General features: G+C 36.3%; 19 protein-coding genes. 11 read left to right on the forward strand and 8 right to left on the reverse strand.

The window, feature by feature from the left end; translation table 11 throughout:
- Positions 1 to 155: 155 nt before the first annotated feature.
- The 6 genes from ESU54_RS12425 to ESU54_RS12450 all read right to left on the reverse strand — a co-directional run bounded on the left by ESU54_RS12425 (position 156) and on the right by ESU54_RS12450 (position 5,779).
- Positions 156 to 539 (reverse strand): transposase, encoded by a 384-nt coding sequence (locus ESU54_RS12425; protein ID WP_235004555.1) that lies wholly within the window; start codon positions 537 to 539, stop codon positions 156 to 158.
- Between the two features lie 61 nt (positions 540 to 600).
- Positions 601 to 1,587, reverse strand: a complete 987-nt coding sequence (gene rhuM, locus ESU54_RS12430) for a virulence protein RhuM/Fic/DOC family protein (protein WP_111843989.1) — start codon at positions 1,585 to 1,587, stop codon at positions 601 to 603.
- A gap of 86 nt (positions 1,588 to 1,673) precedes the next feature.
- Positions 1,674 to 2,828, reverse strand: a complete 1,155-nt coding sequence (purK, locus tag ESU54_RS12435) for a 5-(carboxyamino)imidazole ribonucleotide synthase (protein WP_111843990.1) — start codon at positions 2,826 to 2,828, stop codon at positions 1,674 to 1,676.
- 286 nt (positions 2,829 to 3,114) lie between these two features.
- Positions 3,115 to 3,564: a YybH family protein gene (locus ESU54_RS12440; RefSeq protein ID WP_111843991.1), complete on the reverse strand. Its 450-nt coding sequence runs from the start codon at positions 3,562 to 3,564 to the stop codon at positions 3,115 to 3,117.
- A 125-nt stretch (positions 3,565 to 3,689) separates the two neighbouring features.
- Positions 3,690 to 5,357: a formate--tetrahydrofolate ligase gene (locus ESU54_RS12445; protein ID WP_111843992.1), complete on the reverse strand. Its 1,668-nt coding sequence runs from the start codon at positions 5,355 to 5,357 to the stop codon at positions 3,690 to 3,692.
- 38 nt (positions 5,358 to 5,395) lie between these two features.
- Entirely contained in the window at positions 5,396 to 5,779 is a 384-nt protein-coding gene (locus ESU54_RS12450) for a DoxX protein (protein WP_146743979.1), read from the reverse strand.
- Between the two features lie 205 nt (positions 5,780 to 5,984).
- Here ESU54_RS12450 and ESU54_RS12455 point away from each other — a divergent pair, with 205 nt between their 5' ends.
- Positions 5,985 to 6,863: an RluA family pseudouridine synthase gene (locus ESU54_RS12455; protein ID WP_394348874.1), complete on the forward strand. Its 879-nt coding sequence runs from the start codon at positions 5,985 to 5,987 to the stop codon at positions 6,861 to 6,863.
- Here the strand turns inward: ESU54_RS12455 and ESU54_RS12460 are convergent.
- Positions 6,838 to 7,518 carry a class I SAM-dependent methyltransferase gene (locus tag ESU54_RS12460; protein WP_235004556.1) on the reverse strand — a complete coding sequence of 227 codons (681 nt, stop codon included), beginning with the start codon at positions 7,516 to 7,518 and terminating at the stop codon, positions 6,838 to 6,840. The genes ESU54_RS12455 and ESU54_RS12460 overlap by 26 nt on opposite strands.
- Positions 7,519 to 7,889: 371 nt before the next feature.
- On the opposite strand from ESU54_RS12460, the gene ESU54_RS12465 reads away from it, so the two are divergent.
- The 7 genes from ESU54_RS12465 to ESU54_RS12495 all read left to right on the forward strand — a co-directional run bounded on the left by ESU54_RS12465 (position 7,890) and on the right by ESU54_RS12495 (position 15,979).
- The gene (locus ESU54_RS12465) at positions 7,890 to 9,503 is read left to right on the forward strand and encodes a T9SS type A sorting domain-containing protein (RefSeq protein WP_111843994.1); all 1,614 of its coding nucleotides are present in this window, start codon (positions 7,890 to 7,892) and stop codon (positions 9,501 to 9,503) included.
- Positions 9,504 to 9,909: 406 nt separating this feature from the next.
- On the forward strand, positions 9,910 to 10,794 hold the full coding sequence (locus tag ESU54_RS12470; protein WP_111843995.1) for a sce7726 family protein: 885 nt from the start codon (positions 9,910 to 9,912) through the stop codon (positions 10,792 to 10,794).
- Positions 10,776 to 11,711: a sce7725 family protein gene (locus ESU54_RS12475; RefSeq protein ID WP_111843996.1), complete on the forward strand. Its 936-nt coding sequence runs from the start codon at positions 10,776 to 10,778 to the stop codon at positions 11,709 to 11,711. Before ESU54_RS12470 ends, ESU54_RS12475 begins: the two co-directional genes overlap by 19 nt.
- A 2-nt stretch (positions 11,712 to 11,713) precedes the next feature.
- Positions 11,714 to 12,775: an RES domain-containing protein gene (locus tag ESU54_RS12480; protein WP_146848135.1), complete on the forward strand. Its 1,062-nt coding sequence runs from the start codon at positions 11,714 to 11,716 to the stop codon at positions 12,773 to 12,775.
- Between the two features lie 236 nt (positions 12,776 to 13,011).
- The gene (locus ESU54_RS12485; protein WP_111843998.1) at positions 13,012 to 13,728 is read left to right on the forward strand and encodes a hypothetical protein; all 717 of its coding nucleotides are present in this window, start codon (positions 13,012 to 13,014) and stop codon (positions 13,726 to 13,728) included.
- A complete protein-coding gene (locus tag ESU54_RS12490) occupies positions 13,728 to 14,609 on the forward strand; it encodes a hypothetical protein (protein WP_111843999.1) in 882 nt (293 codons plus the stop codon). The genes ESU54_RS12485 and ESU54_RS12490 overlap by 1 nt, the downstream gene beginning before the upstream one ends.
- 59 nt (positions 14,610 to 14,668) lie before the next feature.
- Positions 14,669 to 15,979, forward strand: coding sequence for a DUF2130 domain-containing protein (locus ESU54_RS12495; RefSeq protein ID WP_111844000.1), 1,311 nt, complete (start codon positions 14,669 to 14,671; stop codon positions 15,977 to 15,979).
- A gap of 106 nt (positions 15,980 to 16,085) precedes the next feature.
- Here ESU54_RS12495 and ESU54_RS12500 read toward each other — a convergent pair whose 3' ends face one another.
- A complete protein-coding gene (locus ESU54_RS12500; RefSeq protein WP_111844001.1) occupies positions 16,086 to 16,589 on the reverse strand; it encodes a YybH family protein in 504 nt (167 codons plus the stop codon).
- 249 nt (positions 16,590 to 16,838) lie between these two features.
- Here ESU54_RS12500 and ESU54_RS12505 point away from each other — a divergent pair, with 249 nt between their 5' ends.
- From ESU54_RS12505 to ESU54_RS12515, 3 genes are all read left to right on the forward strand, one after another.
- Positions 16,839 to 18,920 carry an amidohydrolase family protein gene (locus tag ESU54_RS12505; RefSeq protein ID WP_111844002.1) on the forward strand — a complete coding sequence of 694 codons (2,082 nt, stop codon included), beginning with the start codon at positions 16,839 to 16,841 and terminating at the stop codon, positions 18,918 to 18,920.
- A 66-nt stretch (positions 18,921 to 18,986) separates the two neighbouring features.
- Entirely contained in the window at positions 18,987 to 19,478 is a 492-nt protein-coding gene (locus ESU54_RS12510) for a cytochrome c (protein WP_111844003.1), read from the forward strand.
- A gap of 80 nt (positions 19,479 to 19,558) precedes the next feature.
- Positions 19,559 to 19,963 (forward strand): OsmC family protein, encoded by a 405-nt coding sequence (locus ESU54_RS12515; protein ID WP_111844004.1) that lies wholly within the window; start codon positions 19,559 to 19,561, stop codon positions 19,961 to 19,963.
- Positions 19,964 to 19,973: the final 10 nt, after the last annotated feature.

Genomic DNA, 19,973 nt, shown 5'->3' on the forward strand with positions numbered 1-19,973 from the left:
AATCTCTCTGGCCATTTCAATGATCGTACCTTCCTTTTCAAATAGGTCCTTGGCCCGCGATAAACGGCCATAAAAACCTTGTTTTGTTATTCCTGCCATTGCATATATATCGTTCATCTTATGGCAATGTGACGACTTGTTCATCCGGAAAACCTCTATGACAGCCGTTTGGACTTTTTTTCAATATCCATTCCGAGTTCCTCTGAAGCCACCTCAACTACCTTCTCCAAATAATCGATGCGGAGTTGCTTTTGGCCGAGAGACCTTTCCAAAGCTGCGATGCGGCTCTGGAGATCCGCGTTTTTCTTTGATAGACTTTTCTGTTCCACTATTACACGTGTCTGTTTTTTATACATCTCTGAGTACTTGTGAAGCCACTTATAAATGGCAGTAGGACTCAGTCCATAAATTTTGCTTACCTCGGAAACCCGTAATTCACCGCGTTCAATCTGCTTTATCAGATCAAGCTTTAAGGACAAATCGAAAGTACGTTTTAAATTCTCTTTTTTCATGTTAAATTCAATGATGAAAAAAGGCAACTTATTTTAGGCTTAATCAGTTTCAAGTTTAAGGAAATTGTTTGAAATTTAATATACCTGATTATTCTTTCATTAAGTTTATAACGACGTTTATCATCATTTCTTTTTCTGCGGGATTGCTTTCCGCAATCATCAAAGTTAAGGCTACTAATGTATTATTGACGATTTTTTTTGTTCCGTCTTCATTGTAAAGAAAATTGTTTTTTGCCAAATACCAAATAAATAGCCAGGCAGCAATTCTTTTGTTGCCGTCGGTAAATGAATGGTTTTTCACTACCAAATATAATAGGTTGGCAGCTTTTTCTTCTAAACTTGGATAAAGATCATTGCCGTCGAAAGTTTGATCTATTACAGCAATGGAACTTTTAAAAGATTGATCTTTTTCATTGCCAAATAAACTTGAGCCGCCAAACTTTATCCTTAATTGTTCGATAGCTTTTTTCGCTTCATTATAGTCAATGCTAAATATTACTGGTTTGTGTTTAACGGTTTTTAAGAGTTTTTGATGGTCGAAATCATCCAATATGTCAAGCGCTCTTGAATAATCGGAAAGCACTTCCATCAAACCCTGGGCCTCGTCTTTATTTGAAATTTGTTTTGAAGTTCTATTTACAAGTTGAATGGTTTGCTGCAATTGCTTTAGGCGTTTTTCATTTAAAGTGTAACCTTTTATTAAATGCTCCTTTAATTTTTTTGTCGCCCATTTACGAAATTCTATTCCTCGCTGTGATTTTACACGATAGCCAACAGAAATAATCACATCCAGATTATAGTATGAGATGTTTCTTTCTACCTTTCTTTTTCCTTCTTTTTGAACTTGGCGGGATTCCCGCCAAGTTGCTTTGTTGTCAAGTTCTTTTTCCTCATAAATTTTCTTGATGTGTTCACCTATGGTTCTTCTTGCTTTTCCAAAAAGCTCCATAATTTGTTGTTCAGTCGCCCAGACAGTGTCTTCGTTCTCATCCAACAAAACTTGAAACGCAATAGATTTATCATCAGATTGATAAACAACAATTTCACTATTGGATATGTTTTTATGAGGTTCCATTAGTTTGTTTTAATTACCGAGGATTTATCGGCTGATAATTTTTATAATATCAAAAATTGAACTTGTGCATTTTTTGCAACAGTTCGTTATTTTGAAATAACTTCAATAGTCTTCTTAACCTCCTCGGCAATTTTTCTCGCTTTGCTTAAGTCTTTGTTTACTATGGTTACGTGTCCCATTTTTCTAAAGGGACGGGTTTCTTTTTTGCCGTAGATGTGCGGCGTTACGCCTTCCATCTTTAGAATTTTTTCAATGTTTTTATAGATTACCGGTCCTGTGTGACCTTCAGCGCCAACTAAGTTAACCATAATGCCGCCAACTTTACTGTCTGTATTGCCCAAAGGTAAATCTAATATGGCTCTTATTTGCTGCTCAAACTGGTTGGTGTAGCTGGCTTCAATACTGTAATGGCCGCTGTTGTGGGGGCGGGGGGCTACTTCGTTTACGAGGATTTCATCATTTTCGGTTTGGAACATTTCTACGGCTAGAAGGCCTACGTGCTTAAATGCTTCGGAGACTTTGGTGGCTACTGCTCTTGCTTTGGCTGCAACTGCTTCGTCTATTCTGGCAGGGCAGATTACATATTCCACTTGATTGGCTTCCGGGTGGAATTCCATTTCCACTACGGGATAGGTTTTTACTTCTCCTTTTGGATTGCGGGCTACTATTACTGCCAATTCGTTTTTAAAGGGAATTAGTTTTTCAGCTATGCAAGCGCCATTGGAAAGTGGAATTACATCTTCGGCTTCGCGGATTATGCTTACGCCTTTACCGTCATAACCACCGGTGCAGCTTTTCCATACAAAAGGGAAGTGCAGCTCTTTGCGGACAATGGCTTCGTTGAGGTCGTTTTTATCTTTATAAACCTTGAAGGGCGAAGTAGGTATTTGGTGTTCTTTATAAAACTGTTTTTGAATTCCTTTGTCCTGAATATTTCTGAGCGTTGCGGCGCTGGGATATACTTTTACGCCTTCGTTTTCCAGCTTCTCTAATGCTTCTATGTTTACGCCTTCAATTTCAAACGTAAGCACATCTACCTTTTTTCCGAAATTGTAAACGGTTTCATAATCCATCAGGTCGCCTTGCACAAAATTGTCTGTAGCGATGCGGCAAGGGGCTTCGGCGCTTGGGTCTAGAACGCTGGTGCGGATGTCCCATTTGCGGGTTTCGTAAAGCATCATTTTGCCCAACTGTCCGCCGCCTAGAATACCGAGGGTGAAGTTGGTGGAGAAGTAGTTCATATCAGTTGTGGGTTGTCGGTTGTCAGTTGTCGTTTTTTTTGGCTCTTCGCTCTTCGCTCGTCGCTCGTCATTCGTCGCTCGTCGCTCGTCGCTCGTCGCTCGTCGCTTAATTTGAATGCAAAGATAGTAAAATGGGGAGAGGTGAATGTGTGAATTTGTGAGTAAGTGAATTTGTGAATCGTGAGACGTGAATCGTGAATCGTGAAAAGTTTGTTTCCTGTTGTCCGTTATCTTCAACTTCTCTAAAAAGTATCGGTGGACACGTTTGTTTATTTTATTTTCCTTATTATAGTTTTGGATTAGGAGTACTGTTACCGCCATCTAAACTCATTTTCCAAGTACCGTCATCTTTCTTTTTCCAGATCGTTACGTAATTGCCATAGTAAGTGGTGTCCTGAGTTTTGAACTGCCAATTGCCCCAGGTATAGCCTAATTCCCCAGACCTTGCCACCTCTGCGCTTATTGGGTCCCAAGTGATGGTTTTGATGTCGGTATTTTTATCATAGGAATTGGCAAAAGCCGTTTTCCCCACTATTGGTAATTGTCCGTTGCCAAGTTTTACAAAACTGCTATCGGCAACCGATAATAGCGCACTATTAAAGCCTATTTCTGTTGCCAAACTACTAGCATCTTTATCTGCTTTTATAATCTGTTGCAGGGATTCGTTTGTGCTATTCTGATTTTGTTCATTGCAAGCCCAAAAGATTGCAAAAACAAGGAAATATTTTAGTTTCATAGACGGCTCTTTGAATGTTATAGCTTGCTTAATTAAACAAACAGTACAATAAGAGACGCCTTAACGTTGAATAAGTTACGTAGGGGTTGGCAAATTGCGAATTGTTATTTTGCTTACAGCACTATCTAAAACAAGCCTTCAATTGTACCATCCTTATCAATAGTAATCATTTCGGCAGCAGGGGTAGCTGGTAATCCGGGCATACGCAACATATTACCCGCAATAGGAACAATAAACCCAGCACCAGTTGCAATCTCAAACTCCCTAATATGAATATCAAAGTGCTCCGGACGGCCCAATCGCTTCTGGTCATCGCTAAAACTTTTTTCTGTTTTTGCCATGCAGACAGGTAGATTTCCATAACCCATTGCTTCGTATTTTCGCAATTGCGATTTAGCGATATCACTTAACACAACGTTTTCTCCACCATAAATAGTTTTGCAAATCTTTTCCAATTTGGTTTGCACATTGTCATCGAGACTGTAAGTAGGATGAAATTCGTCAGTACAAGAATTCGTTGCCTTAATAACTTCTCCAGCCAAAGCTAAACACCCGTTTCCACCTTTCTCCCAACCATAGCTCAAGGCTACGGGAACGCCCAATTTTTTACAATGGTCTTCCACGACTTGTATTTCAGCTTCGGTGTCAGATTTAAAGGCGTTTATGGAAACTACAATAGGAATTCCAAAACTCTTTAGACTGGCAATATGCCCTTCCAAATTGGGAAGTCCTTTTTTAAGCGCTTCTACGTCTTCTTGTGTAATTTCTTTTAACGATTTGCCACCGTGGTATTTTAAGGCTCTTATGGTAGCCACCAAGACAATGGTTTTAGGAGAAATTCCAGCCGCGCGACACTTAATATTCATAAATTTTTCTGCACCTAGATCCGATCCGAATCCCGCTTCAGTTATGGTAAAATCACTTAGGGTCATCCCCATTTTTGTCGCTAAAATAGAATTAGTTCCTTGTGCAATATTGGCAAAAGGTCCCCCGTGGATAATGGCGGGATTTCCTTCCAGAGTTTGAACTAAATTGGGTTTTATAGCATCTTTTAACAGCACAGCCATGGCACCCTCTGCATTTAAATCTTTTGCGAATACAGCTTTTCCGTCCCAAGTATCGCCCACATAGATATTCCCGCATCTTTCTTTTAGATCTTCTAAATCTGATGCCATACACAGAATTGCCATAATCTCGGATGCTGCCGTAATATTAAAACCCGTTTCTCGGGGAACGCCGCCAGCCTTTCCGCCAAGGGCTGCCACAATATTCCGCAAGCCGCGATCATTCATATCCATACATCGTTTCCAGACAACAGTTCTAGGATCAATACCAAGGCTTCTCGATTTACTTTGAATGTTGTTTTCAATAAGGGCAGAAAGAAGGTTGTTGGCTTTTTCAATAGCGTGAAAATCGCCAGTAAAATGCAGGTTAATGTCCACCATAGGAATAACCTGGCTCCACCCGCCACCGGCTGCGCCACCTTTAATGCCAAATACGGGGCCTAAACTAGGTTCCCGAATTACCGCAACAGCTTTCTTTTTTAAAATATTGAGCGCGTCTGCCAGCCCAATGGAAGTTGTTGTTTTTCCTTCGCCAGGAGGAGTAGGCGTAATTGCAGTCACTAATATGAGATTGCTCTCTTTTACTTTTTCATCATCAATAATAGCCAAAGGAATTTTTGCCTTGTCATTACCGTAGTACTCCAGTTTTTCTTCAGGAATTCCCAGTTTTGCCGCTATTTCTTTAATATGCTTAGGGGTAACGCTTTGCGCGATCTGTATTTCTGTCATAATATTTAATTTCTTTTTAGAAATGGAATAAAAAAGTTCTATTTCTGGAAAAGGGGTTGGTATTTTTCTTTTTCAAATAGTATTAAAGTAAAATTTAGGAAGGCAACAACCAATGCAGGAATAGCATCTAAAAAATCTTGGTTTGAAATACTAAAAATTAAAAATGCTACTGATAATGGGAAAAGTACAAGCAATAAAAAAGGAGTCCACTTATTGAGTACTAATAATAACCCTAGAATGATTTCAAAGATGTAGAGTATGGGAAGGTATATTACCGCCGCATCTATAAACTCCCTTGCATTATCAGGCATGGCGCCATAGCTAGTAGGCAGAAAATGGAAATATTGATTTAATGCATATACTATTAAGAACAGGCCTAGGAAAATTCTAAGCCAAGTTTTAGGTAGTTGGTTGTTTTTCATATTGTTAAATTTTAAAAAGGTTAATTTTAAATAAAAGTAGGGCTTCAATAAAAGAATATATATGACAATGGTCATAAGCTGCAAAAATTCACAAATTCACAAATTCACAAACTCACGAACTCACGAACTCACAAACTCACAAACTCACAAATTCACAAATTCACGAACTCACCAACTAACGTCTGATTTATATTTACATTTGAAGATATATAAAAACAACATCACACCCACCGAAACCCATATTGTTCCCAAGCTAGAAACCCCTATTCGACTTCAAGAATATGGGGTAGGTATTTTTCAGGCAGCTCCAACAAAATCTGCTCTAAAAAAAGCGCTGAAGAAAAACTATATTACGGTTAATGGAGTTATTGCTACTTCAGCTACGTTTATAAATGGGGGAGAACGCATTTGTCTATCCATTTCAGAAGAAGTGATTCCGAAAAGAAAACTTGTCTTTCCGCTGAAAGTATTTTTTGAAGACGAGTATTTAGCTGCAATTCATAAACCTGCCGGTATTTTGGTTAGCGGCAATAGTTTTAAAACTATTGCAAATGCGTTAGCTCAAAACCTAAAACAAAGTAAGCTTCCCGATGCAACAATCCCACAACCTGTGCACCGATTGGACTATGCTACCACAGGAATTTTATTGGTTGGAAAAACCAGCAGTTGCATTCGTGAATTAAATAAATTATTTGAAAATAGAGGCGTTACCAAAACCTATTACGCCGTAACTATTGGGGAAATGGACGAGCAAGGGGAAATCACTTCAGAAGTTGATGACAAAGAAGCAAAATCAAATTATACAGTTTGCGAATCCGTGCATTCAGAAAGATTCGAGAAACTCAATTTGGTAAAATTAGAACCCCAAACCGGAAGAAGACATCAGTTGCGTAAACACCTCGCTGCTATTGGAAACCCAATATTAGGCGATAAAGAATACGGAATTGAAAATCTAGTTTTAAACGGGAAAGGCTTGTATCTGCACGCCTATTCTTTAGAATTTAAGCATCCCTTTACAAAGGAAGAAGTTTTTTTAAAAGATGAACTTCCACAACGGTTTAAAAAGATATTTGATAAAGCGTAGTTACAATAACCCCTTTCCCATCCTCCAAAACAACAGCCGATAACTGTATTGCTTCTGCAACCTTAAAATTAAAGGGTGGCGCTAGTAGGTTTACGCCACTTTGTACTTTTAGTCTATTTCCCTGTCCGGAAATAATGTCTTTATTGGGTGTAAAATCCCCTTCAGGTATATGTTCTGTTAGAATAATGTATTTGTAAGCAGCCAACTTGTTTACGATGCTTTCTATTTCGGCATTAGATAAATGTTGGAGCACCTGCCGCAGTATGGCACAATCCCCAGTTGGCAAATCGGCTACTGCAATGTCCAAACACTGGAATTCTAAATTGGGTGCGTTAAAAGTTTCTTTATTACGGGCTATCAGGCTTGGCACTATATCTACAGCAACATATTTTGCAGTATGAGTTACCAATGTGTTGCCAACATTAAAATCGCCACAACCTAAATCGCAAACCGTTAGGGGATTTTCAAACGAAGTTAAAAATGCTGTCACTGCGGTTAGGTATGGATTTACTATTTCTGGACGGTGCGACCCTTCCCCTGAAAAGAAATCAGTTTTGTTGCCACCCCAAAGTTTTTTTTCATAAACCTGCTCCATTGCAGCCTTTGTGGGCCAGGGGGTTTTTGTTTTTTTGGATTGGTTTTCTTTTTTGTTCACGGTTAAAGGTATCGATATTCAAATGTACTATAAATATAAAACCGCTGACGTTCAACAGCCAGCCATCTCAACTCACACCCTCCACTAACTAATTCACATACTCACAAATTCACCTATTCACAGATTCACAAAGCCTACAGCCATTAGAAAAAACCCTATATTTGAAACTCTCCCCGATTAAATAAGCCCCCTTTACGGTTTTCCGTACTTGGTGGGGTTTTGTTTTTGTTACATTTGGAAATATTAACCTAATTATATAATTGGAATAAACACTATATAGTGTTTATTCACATGTTGTAGGTCATTTAAAAATTAAAATAGAAACATCTATTGTTCACTTAGATTTCAATAAAATTAAAAATGAAAGTATAATGCGAATCAAAAAAATTCTCTTTCTATTAACCATTTTACAGGTATTCGGATTGAACGCGCAAGAGTTTGATTGGGCAAATAGCGTAACGGGAGGTGATCATGAACATGGGGTAAAAGCAATAAGAAATAGCCTAGGAGAAACATACCTTATTGGATATTCTACTGGCAATCCTTTTGTATATGAAGGTAATGAATATTATACAAATGGTCGTAGTGATGCATTTTTCATCAAGCTCGATTCTCAAAAAAATTTAGTATGGTTAAAAACAATTGGAGGGAATGACGCAATTTATAATGATAGGGCTGTAAATATTCACATCGATCCATTTGGTGATGTTTACCTTGCAATTCAATCAGTTGGCCAAAACTTTGAGTATGATGGGCAAATCTTAAGCGGTGTAGAAGCTCCCGGTCAGACCGGAGGTGAAGGTGTCATTATCAAAGTAAATTCAGATGGTGAATACATATGGCATGAATCCGGCACTACCTTATTGGGAGATAACAATTCATTTCTCGGACTAACTACCGATTCGGACGGAAACCTTTACATAGTAGGTTTGTTTAGGAAATCGGTTACATTAGGTGGAACAATAACACTTACAAACCCATCTACTGGTACTACGATGGATATGCTCGTCGCTAAGTATCAACCAGACGGTAACATTATCTGGGCAAAACGTGCAGGCGGTACCCCCCATAATACGTTTGCCAGTGGTAACGATATTAAGATACATCCTCAAACAAATGAGATTATTGTTTTGGGTCGCAGTGACGGACCAGTATACTACGATGGAGAGCTCTCACCTGCCTATAATGGTAATGATGATGAAGGAATAATTTTATTATCCTATGATCCTGATGGAACTCAAAATTGGGTAAAACAAATTTTAGAGCTTCCGTCCAATTTTTCTAGCAATGGTATTTCTTTAGATATTAGCTCTGTAGGTGTTATTGGAATTTGTGGATATAGAAATGGAGGGGACGGATTAGTTGGTTTTTATAATAGTGATGGTTCTGTAATTACTGAGCATGAACATCCAGCTACCGATGGTGTGAGGATTTTTTCCATTTCATTTAATGAATTTAATAGGGCCTATCTTTCAGGATGGAGTAATTCGGGTGCCGTTATAGGGATAGCTCCTGCAACAGTCACGATTTCTTCCAACACGGGATTTATTGTAAAACTTGATGAATTTCAACAAGTAAAATGGGCTTCGGAATTCACTGCTAGTTATTTTCAAAATAGTATATCCTATGGTTATGGTAAACTAATGTATGCAGGTAGAATTGACGATGATTTCACTTATAATAATGGGCAAAATATAATAACCCCTGATCGAGGGGATGGGCTATTCGCGGAAATGACAGATGCCACATTATCTACGGAATCATTTTCAGATGATTTTATTGTCTTATACCCTAATCCAACAAAAGATGTATTGAGGGTTAAGGGTAAAACTATTGAAAATATTGAGATTTATAATGTTAGCGGTGTGCTTTTAAAAACAACTAATAAAAAAGAAATAGATTTTACATCCTATGCAAGAGGAGTTTATTTTATTAAAGTTAAAAATACTAAGGGAACAGTCACAAAAAAAGTGATTCTAATTTAAGAAGGACGTTCACGATCGCTAAAATATTTCTCCCTCTGGCGCGCTTTTAAAAAGCGTGTCTATTTAATTCCAGCATTTGCAATGCGACTAACCGTGGGGCGGACGGTTCCGCCCACAACCCAGAAACTGAGAACCCAAAACTGAGAACTCCCTCATTCACCCATTCACAAAAGCCTAAAGCCTAAAGCCTACAGCCTACAGCCTAGAGCTATTAAAAAATAAACCCTATATTTGAAACTCTCCCCGATTAAATAAACCCCCTTTACGGTTTTCCGTAAGTGGTGGGGTTTAGTTTTTGTTACATTTGGAAACACATTTGCTTGTTGAAATAATTATGGCAAATTCAAAATAAATAACAAGAAAGTTAGTATATGGCCGTAATTGAAAATTTGTAACTTTGTTTTAAATGGAAATTGTAACTGACTTAAAGAAAATACGTAGTTTATCTCAAATTATTTCGCCTTCTAACTTCAAAAAGATTGTGCGAGAAGATGACTATCACTCTACATTTTACAAGTTGAAAAAGTATACAACAGTTTCAGACTCTACCACAAATCTTGATGCAATCAATCTTATTTACAATTCACTTTTAAAAAATTATAAAAATGAATATGTATATAAAAATATACTTACTAATAAATTATTTCTAAAAAAATATAGTTTAAAAAATACAATTGCTTTGAATGAATTTAATATTGGGAAATCTATTGCGGATTTTGTATTGTTAAATGGAGAAGCAAGAGTTTATGAAATAAAAACTGAACTTGACAATCTTGAAAAATTAGATAAGCAAATTGTAGATTATTGTCAGTTTGGAGACAAAGTTTATATTGTAACATGTTCAAAACACGTAAATAAATTAATTGAACTTTATAATGATTCTACAATTGGAATTATCGAATTAACATCAAGGAACTCCTTGAAAACAATTAAAGAGGCAACTAGCAATATTGCTACTTTTAGTTGTGAAAAATTATTTAAAACCTTAAGAAAGCAGGAATATATAGAGATAATTGATGAACACTTCCACTTTGTTCCAGATGTTTCTAATACAAGAATTTTCAAAGAATGTTTAGCCCTAGCAAAAAAAATTGAAATTTCATTGTTTCAAAAATTGGTGGTTAACAAAATCAAATCTAGAAATATTTCTAATCCAAAAAAAATCCAAGAAAAATCTATTCCTGAGAGTTTAAAACATATTTGTTACACATTGGATTTTTCAAAAAATGAGTATGCCAAATTAGATTCATTTCTTAATAAAAACAGCAAAATATGTATTTCCCATATTTAAGAGGCAAACAATTTGAATTAATTGCCTTAAGAGAATTGTGTGCCTTATTTCCACAAGATTTAAGTAAAATTTCGCCAATAATTGAGCCTGTCAAAGCTTCAAGCACTTTAAATTCTACTTTAGCTGAATTAGCAAATCGAAATGCAAATTTTAACTTAATTATAAATCCAAGAGTTGGAGATTTAGAAGGACAATATGAAAAAATTATTCAAATAATTACTTCTTCAATTCCGGCAGACTATAGCAACTACCAACTAGCTGTTATAGTCGATTCTAAAACTGAAGGAAGCATTGCTGCTTTAATTGAGTTTTTAAATGCTTTAGACTTAAATTATAAAGGAATATCATTAATACATAAAACAGAGTTAAATAGTCAAAATATTGAGTTATTAAATAATCAATTGAACATCGTTTATAATGTAATTTATTTTTCAAAAACTAGTCGTAGATATTATCGTGAATTTGAGGCTAATACCCTTGTCAGTTTAGATGATTATTTTGAAGAGCAATCTAGAAATGCGGATTATTTGAACCAAGAAAGTGATTTTTCGAAAGAATATAGGTTTTATATTCTAGATGGCTTTGTTGGATTCTCTGACTTTTTAACAATTGGTGATAATTATTCAGAATCAGGATTTTTACCAAGAGCAGTAGCCATTCATTTGAGTTATTTGGAAAATGATCAAATTAAAATAAAGCATTTCGTTTCTGACTCAAATGAAGATGTTTCTGATATTGGGGGTAAATTTTCAGAAGCAATAAATAAATTGGTCATTTGGTGTAACGAAAAAAATCTCAATACTGCTGCAATAATTGAATTTAGAGATTTACAAGAAAGAGGGCATTTCCCAGGACTCGGAACTCTAAAAAAACTTTCTATAATGAATCACATTGAGTTAATAATTAATAATATTTAATTATGAACTGTTGTATTAATTGCTTTACTAGTTCTTATCTAATTAGTATTATTAATGGTGATGATAGAACAGGAAAATGTGATTTCTGCAAAACTAAAAACACGTCGATTTATTCAGCAAGGGAATTAGCAGATTTTTTCAGGAATATAATCTCATTATATGTAACCGACGAAAATTCAAATCTTTCATTAGTTAAATCATTAGAAAAAGATTTTAATCTATTCACAGCGCAAGTTCAAAATCCTTTGGAATTATTAAAGTCAATTTTTTCAGATGAAATGGATGATTTAAAAGAAATATTTAAAAATAATGTTTCATTCCAAAACAAATCACTTTTAGAAGCTGAGTCAAATAACTTACATAATGTATGGAGTGCTTTTAAAAAAGAAATCAAATTTAGCAATCGTTATCATATTCAAAATACAATAGATTTAAAAGAATTAGAGTCGTTTTTTCTACAAGAAGGTTTTTATAGGGAAATTAAAAAAGGAAGAATTCTTTTTAGATGCAGAGTTTCAGATAAAAATGGTTTTCCTTGCGAAAATATGGGGAACCCTCCAACTCCAGAATTAGCTTCAAGTGGAAGAGCAAACCCTAAAGGAATTTCTTATTTATACGTTGCTGACAGCCTTGAAACTTCATTGTATGAAACTAGAGCATCATTATTTGATTATGTTACGGTTGGAGAGTTTAAGGTTAAAGAGGATATTAGAATATTGAACCTAAGAAATACAAAAGATGATCCAATTTTTTGGGCTGAAAACGAAGTGGTTGAAAATTATTTAACATACATTCCTTTCATACAAACGTTACAAAAAGAATTGTCTTTACCAATCAGAAAACGAGACAAAGAATTGGACTATATTCCTACTCAATATATATCTGAATTTATAAAATCAATAAAAAAAGAAGATGAGTTGTTTTTTGATGGTGTAGAGTATCAAAGTTCTTTAAATTCGGAAGGTTATAATATTGCCATTTTTAATCCTGAAAAATTGGAATGCTTTAAAACCAATGTTTATGAAATTAAGGATATTAAATTAACGCATGGAAAAATAAAATAACTATTGCCCCAGCTGGCGTGAGCATCCCGCTCGTGTCCAACGTCCTCATTAAAACCACACACCTACATTCAGCATCTTTATTATTTAAAAAACTCGTATAGTCCCATTTCTCTTCGCTAGTAATATGCGACGGAACACCCATAAATTTGCGCTCTTTAAGGTTTTCCGTATTTAATGGAATTTAGTTTTTATTACATTTGGAAATATATTAAAACACCATTTTACAATAAAACTATATGAGCATTTTCTCTTATCATCTTGTCAAAATACCGTTTTTATTGGCAGTAAAAGGATTATTCTCAGACCCAATTAATAAGAAAACTAAAGGTCTTATCTATTCTGAATGTATGACTGCAATGACATTAGGTTCTCCTATTATATCCTCTTCACGATTTTTAATACGACAAGTGGCGATTTTTGCACAATGGGAAAACGAAGAAGCGCTAGATAACTACTTGAAGAATGAAAAATTTGGTGAAATTTTAAATAAGGGTTGGTGTGTTCGATTAGCGTTTATGAGACAATGGGGTAGAATAAGTGGTTTTAAAACACCAGAATTTAAAGCTGAATTAGAAAGTCCATTATCTCCAGTTGTTGCCGTAACGATTGCAAGAATGAAGCCTTTTGCAGTGCCAAGGTTTTTACGTTGGGGAAGACCTGTTGAGAAATTAGTTCGTGATCATCCGGGCACTATACTCTCCTTAGCATCTATTAGATTGCCAAACACAGTTTCCACTTTTTCTATCTGGAAAACCGAAAAAGAAATGACTGATATGGTTCACGGTCATAGTGCTGTGCCTAAACCAAAAAGACATTCAAATGCAATGAAAGAAAGAGAAAGAAAAGACTTTCATTTTGAATTCACAACTTTACGTTTTAAACCTATTTCAGAATTTGGCACTTGGAAAGGACAAAAGAACTTTATTCCTATTAATGGAAAAGACAACTCATAATGGGAACAGCACTTTTAAAACAAAATTTTCAAGACTGGTTAACACAACAATGGGTTATACTATTTGGTGAAAAAATTAATACAAAGCAAGGGGAATGGTTATTAGGCCCTTTCGGTGAAACCAACGGAATTGGCGAAAAATTCATTAAGCAATTAGTAGAAAAAGAACATTTAGTAATAGACAAAAGTGAAAAGAACAAAGGTTTATTGCAATCTATAAGTCAGCTTCACTTCACAGAAAAAGAATTGAAAAGATTATCTAAGGAGGTAATTGACTTCTACGAAAATACAAGCAATTACAATTTTGATTTAAAAGTAAAATGGAATCCTTTCTTTAGAGTATTTGGTGTTTTGCTAAAGGTATTGTTTAGCAAACGAATTGAACAATTAAATATTCCATTGGATACTAATGAAAATTCCAAAGCATTAAAAAGTGAAATAATTCAACTGATAGACGAAAAGACAAATAAAATTAAACGCACTATATGGCTAAGAACTTTTATTGATTCAAAACAAGTTGTGTATTCAGGTGTTTACGAAAGTTGCGAAATCCCTTCTGGCCAAACTTGTCTAAAAGCAATCTTTCCTCTTCCAAATGGAAATGCAACAGTTATTTTAAATCCAAGTGTTGGTGAAAATGGAGAACTCATTTTAACATCTTCAGGTAAAAAAATTGGTGATAGTGGCTTTTACTTTTTATTAAAAGATACTAAAGGTAATTTATGGACTAAATTTATAAGGTCTTTTAAAGATGAGCTAGTTGTTAGCTCCAAAGATGAGAGAATCACAGCAAAACAGACTTTATTATTGTGGAATTTAAAAGTGTTAGAGTTTAATTATATTATAAAGAAAAATACACACAGCATAACCTATAAGCAATAGCACCCTTCGGGCCGCCACAGCCTAAACTTGAAACGGTGAGGTGCAAAAACATAAATACTATGAACGAAATAATATGTCCAAACTGCAAAAAAGCCTTTAAAGTAGATGAAGCTGGCTTTGCAGCTATACTTAAGCAAGTTCGCGACCATCAATTTGAGGAAGAGCTTAACAATAGGCTTACTCTTGCGGAGCGGGAAAAGGATAGTGCCGTTAAGCTTGCAGAGGCTAACATTAGAAACTCACTACAAGAACAACTTGCCAAAAAAGATAATGAGCTAACGCAATTAAAAGCGAACAGCGCCGCCGATCTTGCCGATAAGTTATCAAAAAAAGAAGCGGAACTTGCTGAACTAAAATCCAAGAAAGAAGCGGAGCTAGCAGAAATGAAATCCAAAATCCAAAATGCGGAAATGGATAAAAAGCTGTCGGTCTCAGAGGCGGTGAAGCTAATTGAAAAGGAGCGCGATACGCTTGCAAATAATTTAAGAGTAAAAGAGACTGAAACGCAGTTGCTCGAAAAATCCATAAAAGAGCAATTTAATAATACCCTGATGGTGAAGGAGGAAACCATTAAAATGAAAGACGATGAAATTGCGCGTCTAAAAGATTATAAGCAAAAACTCTCCACAAAAATGGTTGGGGAAACCTTGGAGCAACATTGTGAATCTGAGTTTAATAAACTGCGGGCAACAGCTTTTCAAAATGCCTATTTTGAAAAAGACAACGACTCAAGCGGTGGGAGCAAAGGCGATTTTGTTTATAGGGAAACAGATGAAGCGGGCAATGAAATCATTTCAATCATGTTTGAAATGAAAAACGAAAATGACGAAACCGCTACTAAAAAAAGAAATGAGGATTTCTTTGCCAAACTGGACAAGGACCGGAAAGACAAGAAATGTGAATACGCTGTTTTGGTTTCGCTGTTGGAGTCGGAAAGTGAGTTTTACAATACGGGGATCGTTGATGTTTCGCATAAGTTTCAAAAAATGTACGTGGTGCGGCCTCAGTTTTTTATTCCTATTATCACGCTTCTTAGAAACGCAGCGATGAATTCCATGAAATACAAGGCGGAACTGAATTTGATGCGGAACCAAAATATTGATATTACCAATTTTGAAGATAAGATTGATGCCTTTAGAAAAGGGTTTGCATATAATTATGATTTAGCGAGCCGTAAGTTTAAAACTGCGATTGACGAAATAGATAAGACCATTAGTCATCTGCAAAAAACAAAAGATGCTTTGTTATCCTCGGAAAACAATTTGCGACTGGCAAATAATAAAGCAGATGATTTAACCATTCAGAAATTAACGTATGGCAATCCTACGATGAAGGCTAAGTTTGATGAGCTTGAAAATGAATCTGAATAATAAACACCACCACAACAATCGCTATAAGTAATTGCTTGTTCTAAAACATCCAAAAAAAGGGAGCCTGCAATGTGTAGGCTCCCTTTTTTTATTGTACTAGGTTTGATTACATCCCTTCCTTCAAAGGCTTTGTTGAGACGCTCATATCACGAACGCATACATATTTACCGTCTCGTTTTTCGAAAACAGACATATAATATCCATTTTCAGTTTCTGTGCCAGAGGCATCAAATTGAGTCCAGGAACCAATTTCCGTAGCAAGATCGCCATCAGCAAAAAGGTCAACTACCTTGTATACATTATATTCGCCCAAGGTGTCATTAGCAATACTTTTTGCAACACTTTCCCGAATGGCAGCTTTACCCGAAATGGGTTGTTTATTACGACTATAACTTACTGCATCTTCGCTGTAATAAGCTACAACTGCATCGGCATCCTTCGCCTTTTCCCCAGCGGAGTAAGCGTCTTCCATAGCCTGAATCTCAACTTTAAGATTGGCCATATCCATCGGTTCTACCTCGGTAGATTCTTCTTTTTGCTGGTTATTACAACCAGAAAGAGTAATAGCCAGAATTGTTATAAAACTGGCAAATTGAATGAATTTTTTCATAAATTAATTGGTTTTAGTTTGAACTTTAAATGTACAACAAATACCCAGATAATCAACACATTACGCAGCTATGATTTGAAGTATCCCTGCTATCGCGAACGTCTCGCTCGTGATTCCAATCATACTTGTTTTTTGATTGATTCTAACCTCATTATTTTATCGAAAATATAAAAGCTTGTAGATAAACAAACTATAGTGTAGTTTTATGTCTATTAAACAACTAACACACTAACCAAAATCGCTACAAGTATGTCTTTCACATTCAAAACCCCAACCCTCCAAAAACTAAAACCGTACTATCTCCTTTTTGCGTTACTCCTACTAGCAAACCAAGGCTGTAAAGAAAAAACAGAGAAGGTATCTTCGCAAGCAGATTTGCCCGAAAAAGAAACTTTTTCCGTGATTACTGGGGGTATAAAAGTGGGGCATTTAAACGTTACGCGTGCTGGTGATTCGGTTGCTATCGATTATGATTATAAAAACAATGGCAGGGGCCCAACTATAAAGGAAACCGTAGTGCTTAACGCCGATGGGTTTCCCGTGCAATGGGATATTGCAGGGAGTTCTACTTTTGGCAACACCATAGACGAACATTATAAGCTGGACGGCAAAAACGCAAGTTGGAAAGACGCTTCTGGAGAAGCTACTGCAACTGTGGAAAAACCTTCCTTTTATGTAAACCAGTCAGGCAGTCCGTATTCGCTGTTTATGACGGCGCGAGTGCTGTTAAATTCAAAAGACAAATCTGTATCGGCACTTCCTGCGGGAGATTTGAAGCTGACGGAGCTGGAAAGTATAGAAACAAAGACAGGCGATAGTCCATTAAAGCTGAAAACCTATGCTTTGTCTGGCGTAAACCTTAATCCTTCTTATTTTATTTTGGATGCTAACAACCAGTTTTTTGCTATGATTGATGCTCGGTTTATCATAATAAGAGAGGGTTATGAGAGCGAAGAAAAAGAAATGCGGATGCTTGCCGAGAAGTATTCGGCAGAACGTTTTGAAGATTTGCAAAAGCGATTTGCACACAACTACGATAAAAATATTCGCATTCGCAACGTTAAGATATTCGATCCAAAAACTTTAGCACTTACTGATTTAGCTTCTGTATTGGTAAGTGGCAACAAGATAGTAAGCATAGATGCGGCAGATGCTACTGGCGAAAACGAGATTGAAATAGATGGCGCTGGTGGAACCATAGTGGCAGGACTTTATGATATGCACGGCCATATGGGCGAAGATGATGCCATTCTAAATGTTTTGGCGGGGGTTACTTCAGTTCGCGATATGGGGAACAACAACGAAGTGCTGGATAGTCTTGTTCAAAAGATAAAATCTGGAACTTTAGCAGGCCCAAACATCACGCGAATGGGCTTTATAGAGGGCAAAAGTCCGTTTAGCGCCAATCTGGGGATTCTTGTGGATAGCGAAGAAGAAGCAATTGCAGCGGTTCAGACCTATGCCGATAAAGGGTTTTACGGGATAAAATTATACAACAGTATGACTGGGGCTTGGGCGCCTGCCATTGTTAAAAAAGCGCACGAATTGAATATGCCTGTTATGGGTCACGTGCCTGCTTTTTCCACTGCAAACGATATGCTGAATGCGGGTTTTGATGAATTGACCCACATTAACCAAACGATGTTGGGTTGGGTGCTGGAACCTGGGGAAGATACCCGTTCTTTATTGCGATTAACGGCCTTGCAACGTTTGCCAGATTTAGACTTGAACAGTGCACCCGTTCAAAAAACCTTGGATTTAATGGTGAAAAATAAAGTAGCGATGGATCCAACGCTGGCCATTCACGAGCTTTTATTGCTTTCCCGCAATGGGGAGACGCAGGTGGGTACTTTAGACTATATAGACCATATGCCCGCTAGTAGACAACGGGATGCTAAAGAGGCTATGGCAAGTATAGCCGATGACAAGGAAGATAAGGCTTACCGAGGGGCGTATGATAAAATTGTAGAAACTTTAAAAATGATGAAAGCGCGTGGTCTTTTAATCGTGCCAGGCACCGATTTGGGTGGCGCTTTTACCCTACATAGGGAATTGGAACTCTACCAACAAATTGGTTACACTCCAGCAGAATTATTGAAATTGGGTAGTTATGATATGGCCCAATATCTTGGACAAAAAGATAGAGGTGCCATTGAACCGGGGATGCTGGCTGATTTTTTTCTTATTCCTAATGATCCAACAAAAGATATTAAGGCAATAAAAACAATCTCCATGGTGTCTCGCGGCGGAGTGCTGTATTTCCCGAGTGAGATATATCCCGAATTTGGTATTACGCCGTTTGTTGAAAAGCCAGTGGTTAAAGGGAATTAGAGCCTATATATATTATACCTAAAGGAACTCTACTTCTAGCTTTTGATAAATACGAATAATTATAATATGAAATCATCAAAAAAAATAGTACTTCTACTATCAATAATTTCAGCAAGTTTTTTTTCTTCTTGCAATGAACACAAGTCCAAAGAAAAGGAAGTAGTAAAGAAAGAAGTAGATTTTCAAATGATGGAAAATTCCACTATGGGAGACGATAATAGAGTATCTTTAAAGTTAAACCCAATGCAAAAGAATCATCAATTGATGAATATGAGAGATCATTTAGATGCAGTCCAAAATATTGTTACTCTTTTATCTGAAGAAAAATATAATGAAGCTTCAAAAATTGCCTATACTAGATTAGGTTCAACCACAGAAATGAAATTAATGTGTGCATCCTTTGGCGATAAGGAGTTTGAAAATTTAGGATTAAAATTCCATGAAAGTGCAGACAAAATGAGTGAAGTTTTTAAAAGTGGCGATAAAAACAAATCATTAAAAGCATTGTCAAATACAATGAATTTTTGCGTGCAATGTCACGCAACATATCGTCAATAAAAACAGTGTAGAAAAAATCTAAAAATGAAATTTTACACTTCACTTCCAAAAGGGCTAAAACCCTAATACAATATTCATTCATGAACTACGCTGTAAAAGCGGAAGCATCCTCAAAAAGCAAGGCTTCCATTCACATTAAGCAATCGGAGATAAGTTTTGGCATTACTCCCGAGACTGCAGATACGTTGGCAAATCCAGCCGAGCTGTTTTTGGGTTCCCTTTCGTCCTGTATTCTTAAAAACGTAGAACGGTTTTCCACTTTTATGAATTTTGAATACTCCCGTGCCGAAATAACTATTAATGCTACCCGATTAGAGAAACCGCCGCGAATGGATGAAATAAATTATGAGCTGCGGATTTATAGCCAAGACAGTAATTTGAATCTCGATCTGCTAAAAAAGAATATCGAAAAGTTTGGTACTATATACAATACGGTTAAGATTTCCTGCACTATCACGGGTACTATTATAAAGATAGCGGAATAAAAAGTTTATT

The sequence above is a fragment of the Aequorivita antarctica genome (assembly GCF_007997155.1).
Taxonomy (GTDB): domain Bacteria; phylum Bacteroidota; class Bacteroidia; order Flavobacteriales; family Flavobacteriaceae; genus Aequorivita; species Aequorivita antarctica.